Source organism: Streptomyces sp. NPDC007983, assembly GCF_042958345.1.
Taxonomy (GTDB): Bacteria; Actinomycetota; Actinomycetes; order Streptomycetales; family Streptomycetaceae; genus Streptomyces.
In genome coordinates this window covers 681,310-705,506 of the sequence record NZ_JBIBJI010000001.1, presented here as the reverse complement: position 1 = coordinate 705,506, position 24,197 = coordinate 681,310, and the positions used below count along the sequence as shown (strand labels likewise).

Sequence of the window (24,197 nt, the reverse complement as noted above, 5' to 3'; positions counted from 1 at the left end):
GCCGCGCACGGCCGCCGCCGACACGCGGCAAGCCGCCGTTCCGGGCCTACGATCGGACTCGAAGCACTGCCCTCGCGCGCGTGGGCAGCGTAACTTGAAGCCACACACCTGCACCCAGCCCGCGTACCAACCGCCCGAGGGGTCCCGTGACCGTCCATCCCAGCCTTCAGACCTCCATCGACGCCTGGACGCATTCCATCGACGCCATATCGGAGTTGGTGAACCCGCTCGCGGAGAGCGAATGGAACCGCGCCACCGAATGCCCGGGCTGGTCGGTGCGGGACGTCGTCTCGCACGTGATCGGCCTCGAGTGCGAGATGCTCGGTGATCCGCGCCCCATCCACTCCCTGCCGCGCGACCTGTTCCACATGACCGGCGAGCTGGGGCGTTACCACGAGGTCCAGGTCGACGTGCGGCGCTGCCACACGGCCCCCGAGATGACCTCCGAGCTGGAGTACACCGTCATCCGGCGGTCCCGTCAGCTGCGCAACGAGAAGCGGCAGCCGGAGACGATGGTGCGCTGGCCCGGCGGTGGCGAGGTGTCCCTCGAAGAGGCCCTGACCCGCCGGGCCCTCGATGTGTGGGTGCACGAGCAGGATCTGCGGCGGGCCCTGAACCAGCCCGGCAACCTGGACTCGCCGGGCGGGTACCTCACCCGGGACGTGCTGCTGGCCGCGCTGCCGAAGGTGGTCGCCAAGGACGCGGGCGCGGCGCCGCAGTCGGCGGTGGTCTTCGACGTGAACGGACCGATCGAGTTCATGCGCACCGTGCGGGTGGACGCGGACGGCCGGGCCACGATCGACGGCAGTGTGTCCCTGGGCCCGACCGTCACGCTCTCCCTGGACTGGGAGACGTACGTGCGGCTCGCCTGCGGCCGGGTGCGCGCCGAGGCCGTCGCCGAACAGGTGAAGGTCGAGGGGGACCAGCAGCTGGCCGACGCCATCCTGGCGCACTTCGCGATCACCCCGTGACCGGGTAAGGGGCTCACGCCGGTACGTGCACCGCCTCGACGCGGCTCGCGACCACGCGCTCGCGCTCCCGGCGGTGCGCGCGGCCGCGCAGCCGCAGGATCTGGGAGACGCCGAGCGCCTGGAGCACGAACACCACCGCGAAGGCGATGCGGAAGTCGTCACCGGTCATGTCCAGGAGTACGCCGATGGCGAGCAAAGTACTCATCGAGGCCGTGAATCCGCCCATGTTGACGATCCCGGAGGCGGTTCCGGTCCGCTCGGGCGGGTTGGCGGGGCGGGCGAAGTCGAAGCCGATCATCGACGCGGGCCCGCACGCGCCGAGCACCGCGCACATGACGGCCAGCATCCACAGCGGCGCGTGGTCGCCCGGCCAGCACAGCACGGTGCCCCACACCAGCGCGGTGGCGCCGACCGTGCCGAGGGCCAGCGGGGTGCGGGCGGCGTGGTGGCGGGCGATGACCTGCCCGTAGACCAGGCCGATCACGATGTTGGACAGCACCACCACCGTCAGCAGCTCACCGGCGACCCCGCGGGACAGCCCCTGTGCCTCCACCAGGAACGGCATCCCCCACAGCAGCAGGAAGACCATGGCGGGGAACTGGGTGGTGAAGTGCGTCCACATGCCCAGCCGGGTGCCGGGCTCACGCCAGGCGTCCACGATCTGCCGGCGCACGAAGCTCTTGTCCGTCCGGGACGCGGGCGGCGGTTCGTGCCCCTCCGGGTGGTCCTTGAGGAAGAGCAGCACCAGGACGAGGATGACCACCCCGCCGACCGCGCTGCCCGCGAAGGTCGGGGTCCAGCCGACGCTGTGCAGGGTCTGGGCGATCACCAGCGTGGAGACCAGGTTGCCCGCCATCCCGATCAGCCCGGCTATCTGCCCGACCAGCGGCCCCCGGCGGGCCGGGAACCAGCGTGAGCCGAGCCGCAGCACGCTGATGAACGTCATCGCGTCACCGCAGCCGAGCAGCGCCCGGGAGCCCAGCGCCATGGGGTACGTGTGGGACAGCGCGAAGCCGAACTGGCCGACGGTGAACAGTACGATCCCCAGCGCCAGCACCTTGCGGGTGCCGAGCCGGTCGACCATCAGCCCGACCGGTATCTGCATCCCCGCGTAGACGAGCACCTGGAGCATGGAGAAGGTCGACAGCGCCGAGGCGTTGATGTGGAAGCGCTCGGCGGCGTCGATCCCGGCCACGCCCAGGCTGGTGCGGTAGACGATGGCGACGAAGTAGACGGCGACGCCCAGGCCCCAGATGGCGACGGCACGCCGTCCCCCGGGCGGGTCCCCGGGCAATCGGGCCGTGGTCATCGCACATCTCCCCGGGCGAGGGTGTTCACCCAGCTGATGTGGCGCTGGACGAACCCGGCCGCCGAGCCCGCGTCCCCGGCGCGCAGGGCGTCCAGGATCTCGGTGTGCTCGGTGATGTTCTTGGCGATCCGGTCCGGCTCGGCGTGCATGGTGGCCACGCCCATCCGCAGCTGCCGGTCGCGCAGCTGGTCGTACAGCTGGGCCAGGATCGTGTTCCCCGCCGCCCGGACGATCTCCGCGTGGAAGCAGCGGTCCGCGGCCGCGAACGCGGCCAGGTCGCCGGTCGCCGCGTGCCCCTTCTGCTCCTCCAGCAGCTCCTCCAGCCGCCGCAGCAGCCGCTCCCCGGCGGGCACCACCTTGGCGACCGCGTGCTGCTCGACCAGCAGCCGGGTCTCCACCACGTCCGCGATCTCCTGGGCGGAGACGGGCAGCACCAGCGCGCCCTTCTTGGGGTAGAGCTTCAGCAGCCCCTCGGCCTCCAGGCGCAGCAGGGCCTCGCGGACCGGCGTACGGGAGACCCCCACGGCCTCGGCCAGCTCGCCCTCGCTCAGCAGCGTGCCGCCCTCGTAGCGGCGCTGGAGAACGGCTTGTTTGACATGGGTGTAGACGCGTTCGGCGGCGGGCGGCGGCTTGGTGGCCGTATCGGCGGTACTCATGATGCGCACAGCATAGATACAAGACGTATGCGCGCCCATCCCCCGTCCGCGATGCGGACGGGGGATCGTGCCGCTAACCCCAGGTGATCAGGCGCTTGGGGCGCTCCAGGATGGCCGCGACGTCCGCGAGCACCTTGGAGCCCAGCTCGCCGTCGACCAGCCGGTGGTCGAAGGAGAGCGCGAGGGTCGTCACCTGGCGCGGCTTGACCTCGCCCTTGTGGACCCACGGCTGGAGCTTGACCGCGCCGAAGGCGAGGATCGCCGACTCCCCGGGGTTGAGGATCGGGGTGCCGGTGTCGATGCCGAAGACGCCGACGTTGGTGATGGTCACCGTGCCGCCGGACATCGCCGCCGGGCTGGTCCTGCCCTCGCGGGCGGTGGACACCAGGTCACCGAGGGCGGCGGCCAGCTCGGGCAGCGTCTTGGCGTGGGCGTCCTTGATGTTCGGGACGATCAGACCGCGCGGGGTGGCGGCGGCGATGCCCAGGTTGACGTAGTCCTTGTGGACGATCTCCTGGTTCTCCTGGTCCCAGGAGGCGTTGACGTCCGGGTTGCGCTTGATGGCCACCAGCAGCGCCTTGGCGACCAGGAGCAGCGGGTTCACCCGCAGCCCGGCCAGCTCCGGGTCCTGCTTGAGGTCGGCGACCAGCTTCATGGTGCGGGTGACGTCGACGGTGACGAACTCCGTGACGTGCGGGGCGGTGAAGGCGCTGTCCACCATCGCCTGCGCGGTGGCCTTCCGTACGCCCTTGACGGGCACCCGGCGCTCCCGCGCGCCCGCGGCGGGGGCCACGGGCTCCGGGGCCGCCGCGGGGGCTTCCGCGGCCGCGTGGACGTCCTCGCGGGTGATGATCCCGCCGGGGCCGGTCGGGGTGATCGTCGCCAGGTCGATCCCGAGGTCCTTGGCGAGCTTGCGGACCGGGGGCTTGGCCAGCGGGCGGGCGGTGCCGGTGTGGCCGTTCAGCTCGGGCGCGGGCTCCGGGCGCACCGGAGCGGCGGGCGCCGCGGGCGCGGGCGCCGGGGCCGGGGCGGCCTCGGCCGCCGGGCGCTGCCCGCCCGGCTGGGCCTTGCGCGGGCGGCGCTTGGTGGAGGAGGGCGCGGCCCCGTAGCCGACCAGGTTGGCCTGGCGCCCCTCCGGCTCGGCGGCCTCGGCCGGGGCCTCGGCGGCGGGTTCCGGCGCGGCGGCGACCTCGGGCACGGCTCCGGCGCCCGGGTCGGTGTCCACCGAGATGATCGCCGTGCCCACGTCCACGGTGGTGCCCTCGCCGAAGCGCAGCTCGTGCACCACCCCGTCGAACGGGATGGGCAGTTCCACCGCGGCCTTGGCGGTCTCGACCTCGCAGACCACCTGACCGTCGGTCACGGTGTCGCCCGGCGCCACCAGCCACTTGAGGATCTCCGCCTCGGTCAGTCCCTCGCCCACGTCGGGCATCTTGAACTCACGGAAGCGCTGCTCGACTGCGGTCATCGTCACGATCTCCTCAAGCCCTTCAGTACGCCAACGCACGGTCTACGGCGTCGAGCACCCGGTCCAGGTCGGGCAGGTACTCGTCCTCCAGCCGCGAGGGCGGGTACGGCGCGTGATAGCCGCCGACCCGCAGCACCGGGGCCTGGAGGTGGTAGAAACACCGCTCGGTGATGCGCGCGGCGATCTCCGCACCGGTCCCCAGGAAAACCGGTGCCTCATGCACCACGACCAGCCTGCCGGTCCGCTCGACGGACCGCTGGACCGTGTCGAAATCGATCGGCGACATCGACCGCAGATCCACGACCTCCAGCGACTTGCCCTCCTCGGCGGCGGCCGCGGCGGCGTCCAGCGCGACCTTCACCATCGGGCCGTAGGCCGCGAGGGTGAGGTCGGTGCCGGGCCGCGCCACCCGCGCGGCGTGCAGGGGGCCGGGGATCGCCGAGGTGTCGACCTCGCCCTTGTCGTGGTAGCGGCGCTTGGGCTCGAAGTAGATCACCGGGTCGTCGCTGCCGATGGCCTGCTGGAGCATCCAGTAGGCGTCGGAGGCGTTGGAGGGCGAGATCACCTTCAACCCGGCGACGTGCGCGAACAGCGCCTCGGGGGACTCGCTGTGGTGCTCGACCGCGCCGATGCCGCCGCCGTACGGGATGCGGATGACGACCGGCATCTTGACCTTGCCGAGCGACCGCGCGTGCATCTTGGCGAGCTGCGTGACGATCTGGTCGTACGCGGGGAAGACGAAACCGTCGAACTGGATCTCCACCACCGGCCGGTAGCCGCGCAGCGCCAGCCCGATCGCGGTGCCGACGATGCCGGACTCGGCCAGCGGGGTGTCGATGACCCGGTCCTCGCCGAAGTCCTTCTGCAGCCCGTCGGTGACGCGGAAGACGCCGCCGAGCTTGCCGACGTCCTCCCCCATGATCAGGACCTTGGGGTCGCTGTCGAGCGCCGTGCGCAGCGACGCGTTGATCGCCTTGGAGAGCGACATCTTCTCAGCGGCCATGTCAGATGCCTTCCTCGGCGGTGACGAACGAAGCCTGGTACGCCGCGAACTGGGCCCGCTCCTCGTCCACGAGGGCGTGGCCGTCGGCGTAGGTGTGCTCGAACAGCGCCATGTGGCCGGGGTCGGGCATGGCCCGGACCGCCTCCCGCACCCGCTTGGCGAGCGCGTCGGCCTCCTCCTCCAGACCGGCGAAGAACGCGTCGTCCGCGAGGTTCTCGTTGGTGAGGAAGGTGCGCAGCCGCAGGATCGGGTCCTTGGTCTCCCACAGCTCACGCTCCTCCGACGAGCGGTAGCGCGTCGGGTCGTCGGAGGTGGTGTGGGCGCCCATGCGGTAGGTGAACGCCTCGACCAGCGTCGGCCCCTGGCCGGTGCGGGCCCGCTCCAGCGCCGCCTTGGTGACGGCGAGACAGGCCAGCACGTCGTTGCCGTCCACCCGGACGCCCGGGAAGCCGTAGCCCTGGGCGCGCTGGTAGAGCGGCACCCGGGTCTGCTTCTCGGTGGGCTCGGAGATGGCCCACTGGTTGTTCTGGCAGAAGAAGACGACCGGGGCGTTGTAGACCGCGGAGTAGGTGAACGACTCGGCCACGTCGCCCTGGCTGGAGGCGCCGTCGCCGAAGTAGGCCAGCACGGCGGAGTCCGCGCCGTCCTTGGCCACGCCCATCGCGTAGCCGGTGGCGTGCAGCGTCTGCGCACCGATGACGATGGTGTACAGGTGGAAGTTGTTGCTGTTGGGATCCCAGCCGCCGTGGTTCACCCCACGGAACATGCCCAGCAGATTGGTCGGGTCGACCCCACGGCACCAGGCGACGCCGTGCTCACGGTAGGTCGGAAAGACGTAGTCGTCGTCGCGCAGCGCCCGGCCGGAGCCGATCTGTGCGGCCTCCTGGCCGAGCAGCGAGGCCCACAGGCCCAGTTCGCCCTGGCGCTGGAGGGTGGTGGCCTCGGCGTCGAAGCGCCGCGTCAGCACCATGTCCCGGTACAGGCCGCGCAGCTCGTCGGGGGTGAGGTCGATCGCGTACTCGGGGTGCTCGACGCGCTCGCCCTCCGGGGTCAGCAGCTGTACGAGTTCCGGCTCCGCCGACTGCTTCTTCGTGCTCCGCGCGCTGGTGCTGCGCTTGGCTCCGCTGCGGCGCGGCTTGCGCGCGGCAGTGCTCTCCACGGTCACGTGTGCTCCTCCGTCTGTCCGGCCTCCGGGATCCGCCGGCGGCCAGTTGCGGCTCGCCCGTCCGACGACGACGCACGGGGTGGGTGCGACGAAACGTCCGTCCGGGCGTGACAGGTTCCCGGCGGTCGGCCCCGCACAAGGCACGTTACCCAGTGCTCCGCATCTCTGCGAAACCCCACCTGACCTGCAATTTTGCTTGGATTTCCAAGTAAATCGCGCACTCGGGTGAACATCCACTGGTCACAGCCTCGCCGACCGTCGGCCCACCGCACGTTATCCCGCTGGACAAAGGCACGGGAAGACTTCGTATGTGAGACTGGAGCCGTGCGCGAAGAAGGAAAAATCAGGATTTTCCTACTCGACGACCATGAAGTCGTACGACGTGGCGTGCGCGAGCTGCTGGCCGCCGAGCCGGACATGGAGGTGGTCGGTGAGGCGGGCACCGCGGCCGACGCCCTCGCCCGGATCCTCGCGACCCGCCCCGACGTCGCCGTGCTCGACATCCGGCTGCCCGACCGCAGCGGCGTCGAGGTCTGCCGGGAGATCCGCTCGCGCGACGAGGCCATCCGCTGCATGATGCTCACCTCCTTCGCCGACGACGAGGCCCTGTTCGACGCGATCATGGCGGGCGCGTCCGGTTACGTGCTCAAGGACATCCGCGGCAGCGAACTGCTCGCCGCCGTCCGGGACGTGGCCGCGGGCCGCTCGCTGCTCGACCCGGTGGCCACCGCCCGGGTGCTGGAGCGGCTGCGCGGCGGCACCAAGCCCGACGACCGGCTCGCCGCCCTCACCGAGCAGGAGCGCCGGATCCTGATCCTGATCGGGGAGGGGCTGACCAACCGGGTGATCGGCGAGCGGCTGCACCTCGCCGAGAAGACGATCAAGAACTATGTCTCCAGCCTGCTGTCCAAGCTCGGCATGGAGCGCCGCTCGCAGGCCGCCGCCTTCGTGGCCCGGATGCAGGCCCGGAAGAACTAGTCCCGGGCTGATCGCCCCCAAGCACCATTCGGCCTGCCGCGTCAACTCACGCACGGTCCGTGACGCCAGGTGATCTAACATCTGGCAAGTGCCGCGCTCACATGTACACCTCGCCGAGGCCGCTCCCGACGGGGAAACCCTGAGCGCCCTGCTCCGCCGCTACGACCGGGCCGGTGAGCCGGTGTCCTGCGACCCCCTCACCGAGGGCCTGCTCAACCGCGGCTACCGGCTCGCCACCACCCGCGGCCGGTTCTTCCTCAAGCACCACCTCGACGGCGACCGCACCGCCATCGCCCGCCAGCACCGGGCCACCCAGCGGCTGGGCGCGCTCGGCCTGCCGGTCGCCCCGCCGGTCCCGGACGCCCACGGCCGCACCGTCGCCGTCATCGGCGGCCGCTGCTACGCCCTCCACCCCTGGATCGACGGGCGGCACCGCGACGGCGCCGCGCTGACCACGCCCCAGTGCTGGGGTCTTGGCGGGCTGCTGGGGTTCGCCCACACCTGTCTGGAGCAGGTCATGCGGGCCCGGGCCTGCGACCGCGAGCCACCGGAGCCCGCGGCCGACCCCGAGGACACCTTCGCCGTCATAGACGAGCTGCTGGCCCTGGTCCGCGGCCACCGGCCGCGCGACACCTTCGACGAACTGGCCGAGCACCGGCTGACCGAGCGCCGCGCGCTGCTGGAGCGGCACGCCCACCGCCGCCCGGAGGCGGACGCGATCCCGGCCACGGGATGGGTGCACGGCGACTTCCACCCGCTGAACCTGCTCTACCGGGACACCGAACCGGCCGCGATCGTCGACTGGGACCGGCTGGGCGTCCAGCCGCGCGCCGAGGAGGCCGTACGCGCCGCCGCGATCTTCTTCGTACGCCCCGGCGGCACCCTGGAGCTGACCAAGGTCCGGTCCTACGCGCGGGCCTACCGCCGCATGGCGGGCGCCGGGGCCGCCGAGATGGCCGCGGCCGTGCACCGGGTGTGGTGGGAGCGGCTCAACGACTTCTGGATGCTGCGCTGGCACTACCAGCGCGGCGACCACCGCGCCGATCCGCAGTTCCCCGCCGCGGCCGCGCTGGTGGTGTGGTGGACGCGGGAGTACGAGGCGGTCCGCGACGCCTTCTGCGGCTGACACGCGCGCTTCCCGTGCTCATGCGACTGCCCCGGCACCACTCGCGCGGTGCCGGGGCAGTCATGGTCATGGGAGGACGAGGTCAGCCGAGGCCCTCGCCGCTCGGGAGCCCGCCGCCGGTCGGCTCGCCGCTGCCACCTTCGTCGGGCGGCGTCGTCTCGCCGTCGTCGGGCGGCGTGGTCGGGCTGTTGCCGTCGTCCGGCGTGGTCTCGGTGTCCGTCGGGAGGCCGGTCGGGCCGCTGGTCGGCTCGTTCGGCACCCCGGGATTGCTGGGCTGCCCGGTGTACGAGGGGCCGGTCGGGTCCTGGGAGGGGGTGTAGTCGCCCGTACCGCCGGTGGAGTCGTCGCTCGTCGGCGGCGCCGTCGTCTCCTCCGTGGGCTCCTTGCTCGGCTCCTTGGTCTCCTTCTGCGCGGTCGACGACGGGTTCTTGCTCGGCTGCTTGCCCTTGTCGTCGTTGCCGCCGTAGTTGAGCGCGAACGCGACCCCGACCGCCACGGCGATCACGGCGAGCGCCGCGATCAGCCACAGCTTGCCGCGGCCACCCCGGCGGCCCCGGCCGGAGCCCCCGTCGTAACCGCCGTCGTAGCCGCCGCCGTCGCCCAGGCCGGGCGCGGCCATCGGCTGCTGGGAGGTGTCGCCGTGCCCGGGGTGCGGCATCGCGGTCGTGCCCGCCATGCCCATCGCGCCCGTGGAGCCGCCGAGGTGCTGGGTGACCGGGCCGGTGTTCCAGACGCCGGTGTGGCCACCCGCCTCCTGGAGCATCTGCAGCGCGTACTGGACCAGTCCGCGCATCTCCTCGGCGCTCTGGAACCGGTCGTCCGGGTCCTTCGCGAGCGAGCGCATCACCAGGCCGTCCAGCTCCGGCGGAACCGTGCCGCCCGAAATTTCGGACGGTGGCACCGGATTGTCCTGAACGTGCTGATAAACGACCGAAAGAGGAGTCTCACCGGTGAACGGCGGGCGCAGCGCGAGGAGTTCGTAGAGCAGACACCCGGTCGCGTACAGGTCGGAGCGGTGGTCCACGGCCTTGCCGAGCGCCTGCTCGGGCGAGAGGTACTGCGGGGTGCCCATGACCATGCCGGTCTGGGTCATGGTGGACTGCGCGCCGTGCAGGGCGCGGGCGATGCCGAAGTCCATCACCTTGACCGCGCCGCTGTTGGTGATGATCACGTTCGCGGGCTTGATGTCACGGTGCACGATGCCGTGCTGATGGCTGTAGGCGAGCGCCTCCAGCACCCCCGAGACGATGATCAGCGCCTGGTCCGGCGGCGGCGCCTCGGCGTTCAGCAGCAGGTCGCGGATGGTGTGCCCCTCGACCAGCTCCATCACGATGTAGGGCACGGTGCTCTGGCCGACGACGTCCTCGCCGGAGTCGTACACCGCGACGACCGCGTGATGGTTCAGCCCCGCGACGGACTGTGCCTCGCGAGTGAAGCGGGCCTTGGACACCGGGTCCTCGGCCAGGTCGGCACGGAGCAGCTTCACCGCGACCGTTCGGCCGAGCCGGATGTCCTCGGCGGCGAAAACCTCCGCCATGCCGCCTCGGCCCAGGCGACCGGTGAGGCGGTAGCGGCCATCGCCGACCAGCCCACCGTTTCCCCACGCCTCGGGCACATCAGACATTCCGGACCCGGTGGCCTCAGGTTCGGAAGGCCCCTGAGCGCTCTGGGTCTGTGCCATCGGTCCTCGCCGTCTCGGTCTAGGTGGGGGGTCTGGTCGAGATCGCCCCGCCCGCGGGCGGTACGGTTCCTGCTAGGCACGCTACAGCCTTCGCGCCGCGCATCGGTTCGTGATGGACCGGCCATCAAACCTGTTGACGGTGAAGTGTTGCAAATCGCGTGACGGGTTCTTGAGCATCCGGTCACGGAACGGGCACGTGGCTTGACGTGTCCGTGGCCTGGGGCAGACTTGGCCACGATATCCGGAACACGAAGATCATGGCGTCGAAACGTGCGGGTCTGAACGGTGAGTGCGCCGAGGGGGAAGTACAACATGAGCCAGCACGGCGCACCTGGTCGTTACCAGGGCGGTTCCCTGGCCGGCGGCCGTTACCAATTGCGGGACCTGCTCGGCGAAGGCGGCATGGCGTCGGTGCACCTCGCGTACGACTCCGTGCTGGACCGCCAGGTCGCGATCAAGACGCTGCACACGGAGCTGGGCCGCGAACAGTCCTTCCGCGAGCGCTTCCGCCGCGAGGCCCAGGCCGTGGCGAAGCTCACGCACACCAATATCGTCTCGGTCTACGACACCGGCGAGGATTCGGTCGACGGCACGCTCATGCCGTACATCGTCATGGAGTACGTCGAGGGACATCCGCTGCGTTCCGTTCTCGACGCCGATGTCCGGCAACACGGCGCGATGCCGACCGAAAAGGCGCTGAAAATCACCGGTGATGTCCTGGCGGCGCTGGAGATCAGCCACGAAATGGGGCTGGTTCACCGCGACATCAAGCCCGGTAACGTGATGATGACCAAGCGTAATGTGGTCAAAGTCATGGACTTCGGCATCGCCCGCGCCATGCAGTCCGGGGTCACCTCCATGACCCAGACCGGCATGGTCGTCGGCACCCCGCAGTACCTCTCGCCCGAGCAGGCGCTGGGCCGTGGCGTGGACGCCCGCAGCGACCTCTACTCGGTCGGCATCATGCTCTTCGAGCTGCTGACCGGCCGGCTGCCCTTCGACGCCGACTCGCCGCTCGCCATCGCGTACGCGCACGTCCAGGAGGAGCCGGTCGCGCCCTCCTCGATCAACCAGTCCATACCGCCCGCGGTGGACGCGCTGGTCGCCCGCGCCCTGAAGAAGAACCCGAACGAGCGCTTCCCGACCGCCGAGGCCATGCGCGACGAGTGCGCCCGCGTCTCCCGCACCGGCCAGACCGGCGCCGCCCCGATCATCATCACCGGCGGCCCGCCCGCGACCAGCGGCTCCGGCGTCGGCGCGGCGGTCTTCCCGCCCGTCGACCAGCAGACCCCCGCCCCCGGCCCCGGCAGCGTCCAGACGCCGTACCAGCCGCAGCCCGCGGCGGGGCAGTACGGCGCCTTCGGCCCGTCCACTCCGCCGCCGCCGAGCCAGCCGGTGGGCCAGCCGGTGGGACAGCAGCCCTACGGCACCCCCGCGTCCCCGTACCAGGGCGGCCACGGCCCGCACACCCCGCCGCCGTACAACATCGCGCCCGGCCCGGCCCACTCGCCGGGGTCTCCGGGGTCGCCGGGTTCCGCGGGCGGTGGCAACAGCAACAAGCGCGTGATCATAGGCTCCGCCGTGGTGGCCGCGATCGCGGTCCTCGGCGTCATCGTGGTCGTCGCCCTCAACGGCCCCAACGACGGCGACAAGAAGGACGAGAGCAAGGGCGGCGGCGACAAGAAGACCTCCGCGCCCCCGTCGACGGCCGCCGCGGGCTTCCGCATGGGCGACAAGACGAAGACGATCGACCCGGCCAAGTGCAAGGACGCGTACGAGAACAGCGACGAGAAGGGCACCTACAGCGTGCCCGACTTCCAGAACCTCTACGTCGACTCGGTGAAGAAGTGCATCCGGTCCGCGGGGTGGAAGTACCGCGTCACGACCCAGGACGAGAACCTGTGGGGCAAGGGCACGGTCCTCAACTACACGTACCGCAACTACGAGCCGTACAACCCGGACACCGACACCATCGAGCTGACGGTCTCCACCGGGAATCCGGGCTGAGGCAGCACTCCCTTCTTACTGCTGTTCCTGCTGTTCCTGGTGATGGAATCCGGTGCGCCAGGTCGGGTGGAGGGGGCGCCAGCCCAGGCGGTGGGCCAGGGCGTTGTCGGCACCGCGCGCCCAGCCCTCCCGGCCGGGCCCGGCGGGCGGCGGGGCCGGGGCGCCGAGAGCGGCGGCGAGCGCGGGCAGCCACTCGCGGGCGGGCGCCGGTTCGTCATCCACCACGTTCACCGCGCCGCTCGGCCAGCCCAGCGCCGCGACCGCGGCCCGGGCGGCGTCCGCCACATGCACGAACGAGCTGATCGCGTCGTCCGGCACCACCTGCCCCACCATCGCCGCCCCCGGCCGCGCACCGGGCCCCTCCAGGGGCGCGCCACGCAGTACGGCGTCCAGCGCCCCGCCGGGCGCGTACCAGGTGCCCGGGCCGTAGAAGGTCCCGTAGCGCAGCACCACATGTGTCTCGATCTCGGCCACCGTCTCCTCCAGCGCCCGCAGGCTGCCCACCATGGCGGCGCGCGGCGGCGGGGCGGCCAGGTCGAGCGGGGTGGATTCGACGGCCGGGGTCGTGCCCGGTTCGTACGCCCACGAGATGGACTGGGCGACGATGCGCCGCACCCCGGCGCGCCGGGCCGCGTCCACCAGGTGCCGGGTGCCCTCCCGGCGGATCCGCCCGTTCTCGGCGCGGCTGCCGCCCGCGAGGGCGGTCAGCTGGTGGATCACCGCGTCCGGGGCGGCGTCCGCGACCGTCCGCTCCACGCTCGCGGCGTCGAAGACGTCCAGCGGTACGGCGTGCGCGCCCTGGGCGCGCAGCCGCTCGGCGCCCCCGGCGGTGCGGGCGGTTCCGGTGACCTGATGCCCGTCCGCGACGAGCAGGGGGACCAGGAGACGGCCGACGGCGCCGGTGGCCCCGGCGAGGAAGATGCGCATGCGGTCGACCTTAAGGAGCCGCCGGACCACTGTCAGGGGCCAATGCGGGGGCGGGAGCGTGGGCCACTTCGCCGAGCCTGCCCGCGCGAACGGCGGGCCGCCCCGGACCTTCCGGTCCCGGGGCGGCCCGCCTGGGGTGTGTGCGCCTGCGCTACAGGTACGGGCCCGAGCGGGCACCGCCGTGCTCCGGCCCCATCCCCGGGGCCTCCTCGCCACCGACGCCCGGGGGCAGCGCCCTGCGCATCTGCTCCAGCTGCGCCCGGGCGGCCATCTGCTGGGCGAACAGCGTCGTCTGGATGCCGTGGAACAGCCCCTCCAGCCAGCCGACCAACTGCGCCTGGGCGATGCGCAGTTCCGCCTCGGTCGGAATCGTCTCCTCCGTGAAGGGCAGCGACAGCCGCTCCAGCTCCCCGATCAGCTCGGGGGCGAGACCGTCCTCCAGCTCCTTGACCGAACTGGCGTGGATCTCCTTCAGACGCGCGCGGCTCGCCTCGTCGAGAGGTGCCGCGCGGACCTCCTCCAGCAGCTGCTTGATCATGCTTCCGATCCGCATGACCTTCGCGGGCTGTTCGACCATGTCCGTCACGGGAACCTCGCGCGACTCGTCGTCACCACTGCCATCGCCAGGAGCGACACCGCCGAGCGCCATGCCGTCCGGACCGACGACCAGGACGTGCGGGCTCTCCTGCGATCGTTCGTTCATCGGCTGGTTCATACCCCCATTGTTCCGCACCGGCACCTCCGGGGGAGGCCGCGGGTCGCCCCGGGCCCCGGGAACCGGGCCGTCCGCGTCCTCAGCGACGCCGTAGCCGCAGGCCGAGGAAGGCCAGCCCGAGCCCCAGCCCGGCCAGCGCCAGCCCGGTGCCCAGCGGCAGCACCCGCATGATCCGGTCCCCGGGCTCGGCAGCGGCCCGTTCGGTGGCGTACGGACGATCATCCTGGGGGACCTCCCGCGCCCCGCGCCGCTCCCGCTCGTGCGGGAGACGAAGCGAGGTGGGCGTCCAGTCCGGGACCAGCGACAAGCCCGGGTCCGCCTGGTCCCGTCCGCGCGGGCCCGTCGGCGTGGGCGAGGGGTCGGGGGAGGGGGTGGGCGCCGCGCTCCGGCCGGGGTGGGCCCGGCCCTCCCCGGCGTGGGTCCCCGCCAGATCGCCGTCGTCGGCGCGCGCCACCGGCTGCGGGGCGGCGAGCAGGGAGGCGCCCGCCAGCAGGGCCGTCGCGGGCAGGGTACGGAGTGCGGGGTTCACGGTCGTCACCCTCCCGTGCCGGGCCGTCGCCTTGCGGGCCTTGCGGACCTTACGGGACGAGGGTCACACAGCGGGATGGTACGGGCATTCCGGGCGCGGCCGAACAGGCCACGTCGGCCGTCGCCACAGGCCGCACCCGGGAACCGCCCGCGCTCAGACCGTCAGCAGCACCTTGCCGACATGCCCGCTGGACTCGATCCACCGGTGGGCCTCCGCGGCCTCCCGCATCGGGAGCGTACGGTCCACGATCGCGCGGACCCGGCCGCTGCCGATCAGCGGCCAGACATGCTCCCGTACCGCCGCGACGATCGCCGCCTTCTGGGCGAGCGAACGCCCCCGCAGCCCGGTGGCCGTCACCGCGCCGCTCTTGCCCAGCAGCTTGACCAGGTTCAGCTCGGCCTTCGCCCCGCCCTGCAGACCGATGATCGCCAGCCGTCCGTTGACGGCCAGCGCGTCCACGTTCCGGTCCAGGTACTTCGCCCCGACGATGTCCAGGATGACGTCCGCCCCGGCGCCGTCGGTGGCCGCGCGGACCTCCTCGACGAAGTCCTGCTCGCGGTAGTTGATCAGCACATCGGCGCCCAGCTCCTGGCAGGCCGCCAGCTTCTCCGCCGACCCGGCCGTGACCGCCACCCGCGCCCCGGCCGCCTTCGCGAGCTGGATGGCCATGGTGCCGATGCCGCTCGAACCGCCGTGCACCAACAGCGTCTCGCCCGGCCGGAGATGGGCGATCATGAAGACGTTCGACCATACGGTCGCGGTCACTTCGGGCAGTCCGGCGGCGGTGACCAGGTCGACGCCCTCCGGGACCGGCAGCAGCTGCCCCGCCGGGACCGCCACCTTCCCCGCGTACCCGCCGCCCGCCAGCAGCGCGCACACCTCGTCGCCCACCGTCCAGCCGCTGACGCCGGGGCCCAGCTCCACGATCCGGCCCGAGCACTCCAGGCCGGGGTATTCGGGGGCGCCGGGCGGCGGCGGATAGTGGCCCTGCCGCTGCATCAGATCGGCGCGGTTGACGCCACTGGCCACGACCTCGACCAGGACCTCCCCCTCGCCGGGCACGGGATCGGGCACCTCCGTCCACTGCAGTGCGTCGGGGCCGCCGGGTTCAGGAATGGTGATCGCATGCATGGCCGCGAGGCTACTCCTGGGGCAGCGGCGCGCGAACGATGGTGATCAGCCGATCGGCGGCCTGCAGCGGGCTCGCGTCGGCGTCGTCGTACGCCAGCAGGCGATGCCCGCGCCGTACGGACACCACGAGGTCGTCCGTGTCCCGCACCGACCTGCCCACCTCGGACTTCACCACCGTGCGCTCCACCAGGTCCAGACCGCTGCCCTGCTGGATCAGGTCCTCGATCACCGCGCCCGCGGTCGGCGACTGCACGCTCAACCCCAGCAGCCGCCCCGCCGCGCTCGCGCTCGTGATCACCGCGTCCGCACCCGACTGGCGCAGCAGCGGCGCGTTCTCCTCCTCACGGACCGCCGCCACGATGTTGGCGCTCTTGTTGAGCTGCCGCGCGGTCAGCGTGACCAGCACCGCCGTATCGTCCCGCTGGGTCGCGATCACGAACTGACGGGCCCGGTGCGCCTCCGCCCGCAGCAGCACATCGCTGCGGGTCGCGTCCCCCACCACGCCCGCGAACCCCTCCGAGGTCGCGGACTCGATCACCTTGTGGTTCGGGTCGACCACCACGACCCGGCCCTTGGGCAGCCCGCCCGCGCAGAGCGTCTGGACGGCGGACCGGCCCTTGGTGCCGAAGCCGACGACGATGGTGTGATCGCGCAAGGCGGACCTCCAGCGGTTCAGGCGGTATTGCTCGCGGGTGCGCTCGGCGAGGACTTCGAGCGTGGTGCCGACCAGGATGATCAGGAACAGCACGCGCAGCGGGGTGACCAGCAGGATGTTGGTGAGCCGGGCGCTGTCGCTGTGCGGGACGATGTCGCCGTAGCCGGTCGTCGACAGCGTCACGGTGGAGTAGTAGACGGAGTCGAGGAAGTCGACGTCGTCGTCGGCGTTGTCGTGGTAGCCGGACCGGTCCAGGTAGACGATCAGGACCGTCAGCACCAGGACGAGCAGCGCCAGCAGCAGCCGGCGGCCCACCTGGCGCAGCGGGCCGTCCGGGTAGCGCGGCAGCTGTACGCGGTGGCCGGTGTCCTCCGGTGGCGTACGGGCCGCCGCGTCATGACTGGGCAGCTTCACGCGTGGCCCTCCTGGGTGCGTATGCCATCGTCGTCCTCCTGGCTCCCGCCGCCGGTCCGCTGGGGCTCGCTGTGCTCACCGGTCCTGCTCGACCAGGGCAGTTCCAGCACCTCGACCTCCGCGCCGCGCCCGGCCCCGCCCGGCGGGATCACCGCGAGACCGTCCGCGACCGCGACGCCGCGCAGCATCGCCGGGCCGCTGAAGCGCAGCGGCCGCGCCTCGTCGTACCGGAACGCCACCGGCACCAGCCGGGTGTCGTGCGGATGCCCGCTCACCGCCTCGGCCAGCGGGGCCGGGTGGCGCTCGGGCGCGGGGCGGCCCGTCAGCGTCCGCAGCAGCGGCTCCGCGAGCGTCAGCAGCCCCGATACGGCGGCCAGCGGATTGCCCGGCAGGCCGACCAGGTGCCGTTCGGGGCCGAGGCGGGCCAGCAGCATCGGATGGCCCGGCCGCACCTCCACCCCGTCGACCAGCAGCTCGGCGCCCAGCCGGTGCAGCGTGGGGTGCACATGGTCCACCGGGCCCGCCGCCGTGCCGCCCGTCGTGACCACCAGGTCCGCCGACGAGCCGTCGAGCGCCGCGTACAGCGCGTCCGCCTCGTCGGACACCCGGCGGGTGCCGGACACCTCCGCACCCAGCGCCCGCAGCCACGGCCCCAGCATGGGCCCCAGCGCGTCCCGGATACCGCCCTCGCGGGGCAGCCCCCGGTGCAGCAGCTCGTCCCCGAGGACCAGCACCTCCACCCGTGGCCTGCGGACGGTCGCCACCTCGTCGTATCCGGCGGCGGCCGCGAGCCCCAGCACGGCGGGCGTGACCCGGGTGCCCGCGGGCAGCAGCTGATCGCCGCTGCGGCACTCCTGGCCGCGCGGGCGGATGTCCTGTCCGAAGCCGACCGGCCGGGGGGCCTTCGCCGCGTACAGCCAGCCGTCCCCGGTGTCCGCGCCGTACTCCGTCCGCAGCACGGCGGTGGCGCCGGGCGGGATCCTGGCCCCGGTGGCGATCCGTACGGCGTGCCCGTCGGACAACGGCTCCACCGCACCGGTCCCCGCCAGGATCCCGCGCCCCGTACGGCCCGCCGTGAGCTGCCACGGGCCGGGCCCGGCGAGGGCCCAGCCGTCCATGGCGGACGTGTCGAACGGCGGCAGATCGGTCAGCGCGGTGAGGGGTTGGGCGAGGACGTGGCCGAGCGCGTCGTCCAGCGCCCGCAGGACCGGCGCCGCCTTGGCGACGGCCCTGGCGGGGGCGCGGGCGGCGATGCGGCGGGCGTCGGGCCAGGAAGTCAGGGGAGCCTCGGGTGGTGTGGGGGGTGCGGTGTCCTCGGGTGCGGGCTTCCGGGGGGCGGGTTTCGCGGCGGTGCGCTTCCCGGGGGCGCGCTTCCCTGGGCCGGGCTCCCCGGGGGCGCTCTTCCCTGGCGCGGCTTTGGTGCCGGGCTCGGGTCCGTCCGGGTGCGCCTCGGGCGCGGGGGCGGGGCCTCCGTCCGGTGACACCGGCCGGATGCTCGGGGGCGGCCAGCCCAGCGCCTCGTCCGGCTCGTCCTCCGGCGCCGCCTGGGGCTCGGGGACGCCATGGCGGATCGTGCGCACCACGCTCGGCGGGGGCCAGCCCAGCTCGGGGTCCGGTTCGTCCAGCGGTCGCGGGGCCCGTGCGGCGGTGGCCTTCTCGTTGGCCAGGGCCAGGGCCTCGTCGACCTGGCGGTCGAGCTTGTCGGCGTCCCCGGGACGGGGGTCCCGTCGTGTCATTCCTCGTCAGCCCAACGCGCCGCCAGGGCCGCCGCCTTGCGGCTGGCGGCGGCCAGGGCCTCGGGGCCGCCGCCCTGCTGCGCGGCGGCATAGCCGACGAGGAACGTGGTCAGCGGGGCGGCGGGCCGGGCGACACCGTGCGCGGCGTCCCGGGCCAGGTCGAGGAGGGCGGCGGTGTCGACATCGAGGTCGAGACCCAGTTCCGCTTTGACTGCGGCAATCCATTCTTCCAGCACCCGTCCATGCTCCCTGATCCGCGCACGGGCTGTCGTGATGTCCTCCCAGGTGTCGCAGTCGAAGGACGCGGTGGCGTGCGGGATGTGGTGGAGGCTCAGCTCGCCGGTGAGCAGCCGGAGCGGCAGCCCGCCGAGGCCGCCGTGCTCGGTGGCGAGCAGGGCGATCTCGCGCCGCAGCGGTTCGGCGCGGTAGGCGGCGACGAGGGGCTGCTCGCGCCCGTCGGGATCGACGAGCACGGCACCGTCGGCCTGACCGAGCCCGGTGAGCAGGGCCTGCACGGTCTCCCCGGTGAGGAACGGCAGATCGGCGGAGAGCAGGAGGACGACGGGCGCGGTGGTCCCCCGCACGCCCGCGTCGACGGCCGCGACCGGCCCGCCCCCGGGCGGCTCCTCCCGCGCCCACCGCACGGGCCGCGCGGTGGGCCGGCGCGGCCCGACGACCACGGTCCGCCCGGCTCCCCGGCACGCCCCCAGCACCCGGTCCAGCAGGGCCCGCCCGCCCACGCGCAGCGCGGGCTTGTCCACGCCGCCGAGCCGCCGGGCGGCACCCCCGGCCAGGATCACCGCGTCATACGTCACCCCCCGAGTATGGCCGGTAGGGGGTGCCTTGCCGACCACGCCGGGTTCCCGACGCCGCTGTGACATCAGCCGCTGCCGCGGCGGGCGGCACCTCGCGGCCCCGCGCTCGTCGCACGCAGCGCCTCCCCCAGCTACCGCTGGGAGGTGCCCCCTGCACCAGACGCCGCTCGCTGATCCGGCCTGATCGACAAGGCACCCCCTACAGCGCCCGCAACAGCACCGAGGGCTGCTCGACGCAGTCCGCCACGTACCGCAGGAACCCGCCCGCCGTCCCGCCGTCGCACACCCGGTGGTCGAACGTGAACGACAGCTGCACGACCTGGCGGACCGCCAGCTCGCCGTCGTGCACCCACGGCTTGGCGGCGATCCGGCCGACGCCGAGCATGGCCGCCTCGGGGTGGTTGATGATCGGGGTGGAGCCGTCGACCCCGAACACGCCGTAGTTGTTCAGCGTGAACGTGCCGCCGGTGAGGTCGGACGGGGACAGCGTGCCCGCACGCGCGGCCTCGGTCAGGCGCGCCATCTCGGCGGCCAGCCCCTCGACGCTGCGCGTGTGGGCGTCGCGCACGACGGGGACGACGAGGCCGCGGTCCGTCTGCGCAGCGAACCCGAGGTGCACCTCGCCGAGCCGGACCACCTCACGGCGCTCCATGTCGACCGTGGCGTTCAGGTCCGGGAAGCGTGCGAGGGCCGCCGTGCAGATGCGGGCCAGCAGGGCGAGCACGGAGATCTTGGGGCCGCCGGTGGCGTTCATGGCGGTGCGGGCGGCGAGCAGTGCGGTCGCGTCGGCGTCCACCCAGCAGGTCGCGTCGGGGATCTCACGGCGGCTGCGCGCGAGCTTGTCGGCCACGGCGCCCCGCACCCCGCGCAGCGGGACGCGCTCCCCGCCCCTCTCGCCGGGCGGCTCCGCCGCCGTGTGGGACACGGCCGCCCGCTCGACATCGGCGCGCAGAATCAGGCCCTCGGGGCCGGAGCCGACCAGCTGCCGCAGGTCGATGCCGTGCTGCAGGGCAAGCCGCCGGACCAGGGGAGAGATCACCGGAACGGGACCCTCCGCGGTCTTGGCCGTCACCTCCCCGTTGGCGGGACGCACCCGGCGCCGCCGCTCGGCGGGGGCGGCCGTGCCGTATCCGACGAGCACATTGCCGGAGCCCTCGGCCTCGGCCTCGGCCCCGACGGAACCCTCCACCGCGTCCGGCTCACCGGACGCACCGGACGCACCGGAATCCGCCACCGTCAGCAGCGGCGCGCCCACCGGCAGCTCGCTGCCCTCCTCCCCGAAGCGCGCCGTCACCACCCCGGCATACGGGCACGGCACGTCCACCATGGCCTTCGCGGTCTCGACCTCCACGACCGGCTGGTCGACCGCGACGACATCGCCGACCTGGACCAGCCAGCGCACGATCTCCGCCCCGGTCAGCCCCTCCCCCAGATCGGGCAGCGTGAACTCCCGCACGACAGCCATCAGACCGCGCTCCCCTCGGTCCACTCCGACTCCCACTGCAGCCGGGCGACGGCGTCCAGCACCCGGTCCACGCCGGGCAGATGGTGCCGTTCGAGCATCGGCGGCGGATACGGGATGTCGAATCCGGCGACCCGCAGCACCGGCGCCTCCAGGTGGTGGAAGCACCGCTCGGTGACACGGGCGGCGATCTCGCCGCCGGGGCCGCCGAAACCGGCGGCCTCATGGACGACGACCGCCCGCCCGGTGCGGCGCACGGAGGCACACACGGTGTCGTCGTCGAAGGGGACGAGCGAGCGCAGGTCGACGACCTCCAGGCGCCAGCCCTCGGCCCGGGCCGCCTCGGCGGCCTCCAGACACACCGGGACGGACGGCCCGTACGAGATCAGCGTGGCGCTCCGGCCCCCGCCCGGGCCGGTCCCGGCGTGGACCACCGCCCGTCCGATCGGCGGGACCTCGTCCGGGCGCTCGGCGTCCCAGTCGGCCTTGGACCAGTACAGCCGCTTGGGTTCGAGGAAGACGACCGGGTCGTCGGAGGCGATGGCGGCCCGCAGCAGCCCGTACGCGTCGGCGACGGTCGCCGGGGCGACGACATGGAGACCGGGGGTGGCCATGTAGTACGCCTCGGAGGAGTCGCTGTGGTGCTCGACGCCGCCGATGCCGCCCCCGTACGGCACGCGCACGGTGATCGGCAGCGGCACCGCGCCCCTGGTGCGGTTGCGCATGCGGGAGACATGGCTGACGAGCTGCTCGAAGGACGGGTAGGCGAAGGCGTCGAACTGCATCTCGACGACGGGCCGCAGCCCGTACATGGCCATGCCGACGGCGGTGCCCAGGATGCCCGCCTCCGCCAGCGGCGTATCCGTACAGCGGTCGTCGCCGAACTCCTCGGCGAGCCCGCTGGTGATCCGGAAGACGCCGCCCAGGGTGCCGACGTCCTCACCGAGGACATGGACGGCCGGGTCGGCGGCCATGGCGTCGCGCAGCGCCCGGCCGAGGGCCTGGGCCATGGTGGCGGGCTTGCGCTCGGTGGCGGTGGTCATCGCTCCCCCTCGGCGTCGAGCTCGGCCCGCAGCTGCGCCGCCTGCTCCCGCAGCTGACCGGTCTTCTCGGCGTAGACGTGCTCGAACAGCTCCAGGGGGTCGAGGACCGGCTCCTGGTGCAGTTGCGTCCGCAGATCGGCGGCCAGCCGCTCGGCGGAGTCGCGCACGGCCTGGACGGCGTCGTCGTCAAGCAGTCCGCGTTCCCGCATGGTCGCCTCCAGGAGCGCGATCGGGTCATGTTCGCGCCATGCCTCGACCTCGGCGTCGGAGCGGTAGCGGGTGGCGTCGTCGGCGTTGGTGTGGGCGTCGACCCGGTAGGTGACGGCCTCGACCAGGGTGGGGCCGCCACCGCCCCGGGCCCGCCGGACGGCCTCGCCGAGGACGTGGTGGACAGCGGCCGCGTCGTTGCCGTCGACGAGCCTGCCGGGCATCCCGTAGCCGACCGCCTTGTGGGCCAGGGAGGGGGCGGCGGTCTGCTTGGCGAGCGGGACGGAGATCGCGAAGCCGTTGTTCTGGACGAGGAAGACGACGGGGGCCTGCCAGACCGCCGCGAAGTTGAGCGCCTCGTGGAAGTCGCCCTCGCTGGTGCCGCCGTCGCCGACCAGGGCGAGCGCCACGACGTCGTCGCCCTTGAGGTGCGCGGCGTGGGCCAGTCCGACCGCGTGCGGCAGCTGGGTGGCCAGTGGGGTGCTCAGCGGGGCGACCCGGTGCTCCCGGGGGTCGTAACCCGAGTGCCAGTCGCCGCGCAGCAGGGTGAGGGCCTGGACGGGGTCGAGCCCGCGGACGACGGCGGCCAGGGTGTCCCGGTAGCTGGGGAAGAGCCAGTCGCGCTCCTCCAGCACCAGACCGGCGGCCACCTGGCAGGCCTCCTGCCCGGTCGAGGAGGGGTAGACGGCCAGCCGGCCCTGCCGGGTGAGGGCGGTGGCCTGCGCGTTGTAGCGGCGGCCGTGCACCAGCTCCCGGTGGAGCCTGGTCAGCAGGCCGGGGGCGAGGTCGTCGGCGGCGGAGGTGCCCAGCAGGCGGTACGGCTCGGGGTCGGGCAGCAGCGGGGCGGCGTCGGTGCGGGGCCGCCAAGCGGGCGGGGGAGTGGGGCGGTAGGCGCCGGGCTGCTCTAGGACCGTCATGACACGACCTCCTGGGCGGGCAGACTGCTGGAGGGCGGGCGTGCCGTGCGGCAGTGCCCTCACCTACCGATTGTTCGGTCGTTGACGCATTTTGGCTACAGGCGACCCGAGCCTGTGGACAAACGGTTCTGCGCCACGTGAGATGAAGACAGGACGTCCATGAAGGGGAGGCGGGGCGGTATGCGGGGCGAACAGATGGCCAATCCGGACGGCAAGCCTCCCGCGCGTCCTCTGGACCCCATCGACCGCGACATCCTGCGGCTGCTCCGGACGGACGGCCGGGCCTCCATACGTTCCGTGGCCGAGCAGGTGCACGTCTCCCGCGCCAACGCCTACGCCCGGATCAACCGGCTGCTGGACGACGGGGTGATCCGGGGCTTCAGCGCCCGGGTGGACCAGGAGCGGGCCGGGCAGGGGGCGTCCGCGTACATCACGCTGAAGATCGTGCAGAACTCCTGGCGCACCGTGCGCGAACAGCTCGGGCTGCTGCCCGGGGCGGCGCACATCGCCCTGGTCGGCGGGGATTTCGATGTGCTGCTGCTGGTGCACACCGAGGACAACCGCTCGCTGCGCGAACTGGTCCTGACCCGGATCCAGGCCATACCGGAGGTGCTGAGCACCCGCACCCTGCTGGTCTTCGAGGAAACGGACCTGGACCCCGAGGTCTAGGGTCTTTCGGTGTTACGAGGCCCCCGGGACGCGCAGGCCCGCGAAGGCCGTACGGACCACGGCCTCGGCCACCTCCTCGGCACCGGCGGCCCCGCCCCGGCCGGGCCGGTACCACTCCACGATGGAGTTGATCATGCCGAAGAGCAGCCGGGTCGCCAGCCGCGCGTCCACGTCGGCGCGCAGATCACCGTCGGCGGCGGCCCGCTTGAGCAGATCGGCGACCTGGTGGTCGAACTCCCGCCGCCGCTCCATGGCCCACCGCTCGGTGTCCGTGTTGCCGCGGACCCGCAGCAGCAGCGTGACGTAGGGCAGCTCCTCCATCAGCACCTCGGCGGTGCGCCGGGCCACGTACTCCAGCCGTTCGACCGCCCGGCCGTCGCGCGCGCCCGGCTCCTGGAGGATGCCGAACAGCCCGTCCAGCGCACGGCTTATGGCCCGCCGGAGCAGCTCCTCCTTGCCCTTGACGTGGTGGTAGATCGACGACTTGGAGATCCCCGCCGCACGGGAGAGATGCTCCATGGAGGTGCCGTCGTATCCGCGCTCGTTGAACACCTCCACGGCGACCGCGAGCAGCGATTCGGGCGTATAGGTGTCGCGCTTGACCATGGCCATG

General features: G+C 72.9%; 22 protein-coding genes. 5 read left to right on the top strand and 17 right to left on the bottom strand.

The window, feature by feature from the left end; genetic code table 11:
* Window positions 1-146 precede the first annotated feature (146 nt).
* Window positions 147-971 (top strand): maleylpyruvate isomerase family mycothiol-dependent enzyme, encoded by an 825-nt coding sequence (locus ACFZCY_RS03340; protein ID WP_391168987.1) that lies wholly within the window; start codon window positions 147-149, stop codon window positions 969-971.
* A gap of 13 nt (window positions 972-984) precedes the next feature.
* On the opposite strand, the gene ACFZCY_RS03335 is transcribed toward ACFZCY_RS03340, so the two are convergent.
* The 5 genes from ACFZCY_RS03335 to pdhA (ACFZCY_RS03315) form a co-directional block, all read right to left on the bottom strand.
* Window positions 985-2,280 carry an MFS transporter gene (locus ACFZCY_RS03335; protein WP_391168985.1) on the bottom strand — a complete coding sequence of 432 codons (1,296 nt, stop codon included), beginning with the start codon at window positions 2,278-2,280 and terminating at the stop codon, window positions 985-987.
* Window positions 2,277-2,936: an FCD domain-containing protein gene (locus ACFZCY_RS03330; RefSeq protein WP_391168984.1), complete on the bottom strand. Its 660-nt coding sequence runs from the start codon at window positions 2,934-2,936 to the stop codon at window positions 2,277-2,279. Before ACFZCY_RS03330 ends, ACFZCY_RS03335 begins: the two co-directional genes overlap by 4 nt.
* Before the next feature lie 73 nt (window positions 2,937-3,009).
* On the bottom strand, window positions 3,010-4,404 hold the full coding sequence (locus tag ACFZCY_RS03325; protein WP_391169388.1) for a 2-oxo acid dehydrogenase subunit E2: 1,395 nt from the start codon (window positions 4,402-4,404) through the stop codon (window positions 3,010-3,012).
* Window positions 4,405-4,426: 22 nt separating this feature from the next.
* Window positions 4,427-5,407 (bottom strand): transketolase C-terminal domain-containing protein, encoded by a 981-nt coding sequence (locus ACFZCY_RS03320; RefSeq protein WP_391168982.1) that lies wholly within the window; start codon window positions 5,405-5,407, stop codon window positions 4,427-4,429.
* Between the two features lies 1 nt (window position 5,408).
* Window positions 5,409-6,572 (bottom strand): pyruvate dehydrogenase (acetyl-transferring) E1 component subunit alpha, encoded by a 1,164-nt coding sequence (gene pdhA / locus ACFZCY_RS03315; protein WP_391168980.1) that lies wholly within the window; start codon window positions 6,570-6,572, stop codon window positions 5,409-5,411.
* Between the two features lie 324 nt (window positions 6,573-6,896).
* Here pdhA (ACFZCY_RS03315) and ACFZCY_RS03310 point away from each other — a divergent pair, with 324 nt between their 5' ends.
* Window positions 6,897-7,550 (top strand): response regulator, encoded by a 654-nt coding sequence (locus ACFZCY_RS03310; RefSeq protein ID WP_391168979.1) that lies wholly within the window; start codon window positions 6,897-6,899, stop codon window positions 7,548-7,550.
* Between the two features lie 88 nt (window positions 7,551-7,638).
* A complete protein-coding gene (locus ACFZCY_RS03305) occupies window positions 7,639-8,676 on the top strand; it encodes a phosphotransferase (protein ID WP_391168977.1) in 1,038 nt (345 codons plus the stop codon).
* An 82-nt stretch (window positions 8,677-8,758) separates the two neighbouring features.
* Here the strand turns inward: ACFZCY_RS03305 and ACFZCY_RS03300 are convergent, their stop codons facing one another.
* Entirely contained in the window at window positions 8,759-10,357 is a 1,599-nt protein-coding gene (locus tag ACFZCY_RS03300; RefSeq protein WP_391168975.1) for a protein kinase, read from the bottom strand.
* A 312-nt stretch (window positions 10,358-10,669) separates the two neighbouring features.
* Between ACFZCY_RS03300 and ACFZCY_RS03295 the strand changes: the two genes are divergently transcribed.
* Entirely contained in the window at window positions 10,670-12,364 is a 1,695-nt protein-coding gene (locus ACFZCY_RS03295) for a protein kinase (protein WP_391168974.1), read from the top strand.
* A gap of 15 nt (window positions 12,365-12,379) precedes the next feature.
* Here the strand turns inward: ACFZCY_RS03295 and ACFZCY_RS03290 are convergent, their stop codons facing one another.
* The 10 genes from ACFZCY_RS03290 to pdhA (ACFZCY_RS03245) all read right to left on the bottom strand — a co-directional run bounded on the left by ACFZCY_RS03290 (window position 12,380) and on the right by pdhA (ACFZCY_RS03245) (window position 22,915).
* Complete coding sequence (locus ACFZCY_RS03290) at window positions 12,380-13,291, bottom strand: NAD-dependent epimerase/dehydratase family protein (RefSeq protein WP_391168972.1); 912 nt, start codon at window positions 13,289-13,291, stop codon at window positions 12,380-12,382.
* A gap of 151 nt (window positions 13,292-13,442) precedes the next feature.
* Entirely contained in the window at window positions 13,443-14,006 is a 564-nt protein-coding gene (locus ACFZCY_RS03285) for a bacterial proteasome activator family protein (RefSeq protein ID WP_079038089.1), read from the bottom strand.
* A gap of 79 nt (window positions 14,007-14,085) precedes the next feature.
* Window positions 14,086-14,535, bottom strand: coding sequence for a hypothetical protein (locus ACFZCY_RS03280; RefSeq protein WP_391168970.1), 450 nt, complete (start codon window positions 14,533-14,535; stop codon window positions 14,086-14,088).
* A gap of 153 nt (window positions 14,536-14,688) precedes the next feature.
* Window positions 14,689-15,666: a zinc-binding dehydrogenase gene (locus ACFZCY_RS03275; protein ID WP_391168969.1), complete on the bottom strand. Its 978-nt coding sequence runs from the start codon at window positions 15,664-15,666 to the stop codon at window positions 14,689-14,691.
* 10 nt (window positions 15,667-15,676) lie between these two features.
* Window positions 15,677-16,735 (bottom strand): NAD-binding protein, encoded by a 1,059-nt coding sequence (locus tag ACFZCY_RS03270; protein ID WP_391168967.1) that lies wholly within the window; start codon window positions 16,733-16,735, stop codon window positions 15,677-15,679.
* Window positions 16,732-18,471 carry a molybdopterin-binding protein gene (locus ACFZCY_RS03265; RefSeq protein ID WP_391168965.1) on the bottom strand — a complete coding sequence of 580 codons (1,740 nt, stop codon included), beginning with the start codon at window positions 18,469-18,471 and terminating at the stop codon, window positions 16,732-16,734. Before ACFZCY_RS03265 ends, ACFZCY_RS03270 begins: the two co-directional genes overlap by 4 nt.
* The gene (locus ACFZCY_RS03260) at window positions 18,468-19,286 is read right to left on the bottom strand and encodes an NTP transferase domain-containing protein (protein WP_391168963.1); all 819 of its coding nucleotides are present in this window, start codon (window positions 19,284-19,286) and stop codon (window positions 18,468-18,470) included. The genes ACFZCY_RS03265 and ACFZCY_RS03260 overlap by 4 nt, the downstream gene beginning before the upstream one ends.
* A gap of 199 nt (window positions 19,287-19,485) precedes the next feature.
* Window positions 19,486-20,751, bottom strand: coding sequence for a 2-oxo acid dehydrogenase subunit E2 (locus ACFZCY_RS03255; protein ID WP_391168961.1), 1,266 nt, complete (start codon window positions 20,749-20,751; stop codon window positions 19,486-19,488).
* Entirely contained in the window at window positions 20,751-21,791 is a 1,041-nt protein-coding gene (locus ACFZCY_RS03250; protein WP_391168959.1) for a transketolase C-terminal domain-containing protein, read from the bottom strand. The genes ACFZCY_RS03255 and ACFZCY_RS03250 overlap by 1 nt, the downstream gene beginning before the upstream one ends.
* A complete protein-coding gene (gene pdhA / locus ACFZCY_RS03245; RefSeq protein ID WP_391168957.1) occupies window positions 21,788-22,915 on the bottom strand; it encodes a pyruvate dehydrogenase (acetyl-transferring) E1 component subunit alpha in 1,128 nt (375 codons plus the stop codon). The genes ACFZCY_RS03250 and pdhA (ACFZCY_RS03245) overlap by 4 nt, the downstream gene beginning before the upstream one ends.
* Before the next feature lie 180 nt (window positions 22,916-23,095).
* On the opposite strand from pdhA (ACFZCY_RS03245), the gene ACFZCY_RS03240 reads away from it, so the two are divergent.
* Window positions 23,096-23,584 carry an Lrp/AsnC family transcriptional regulator gene (locus tag ACFZCY_RS03240; protein WP_361488711.1) on the top strand — a complete coding sequence of 163 codons (489 nt, stop codon included), beginning with the start codon at window positions 23,096-23,098 and terminating at the stop codon, window positions 23,582-23,584.
* Window positions 23,585-23,596: 12 nt separating this feature from the next.
* Here ACFZCY_RS03240 and ACFZCY_RS03235 read toward each other — a convergent pair whose 3' ends face one another.
* A complete protein-coding gene (locus ACFZCY_RS03235) occupies window positions 23,597-24,196 on the bottom strand; it encodes a TetR family transcriptional regulator (protein ID WP_391168955.1) in 600 nt (199 codons plus the stop codon).
* Between the last annotated feature and the right edge of the window lies 1 nt (window position 24,197).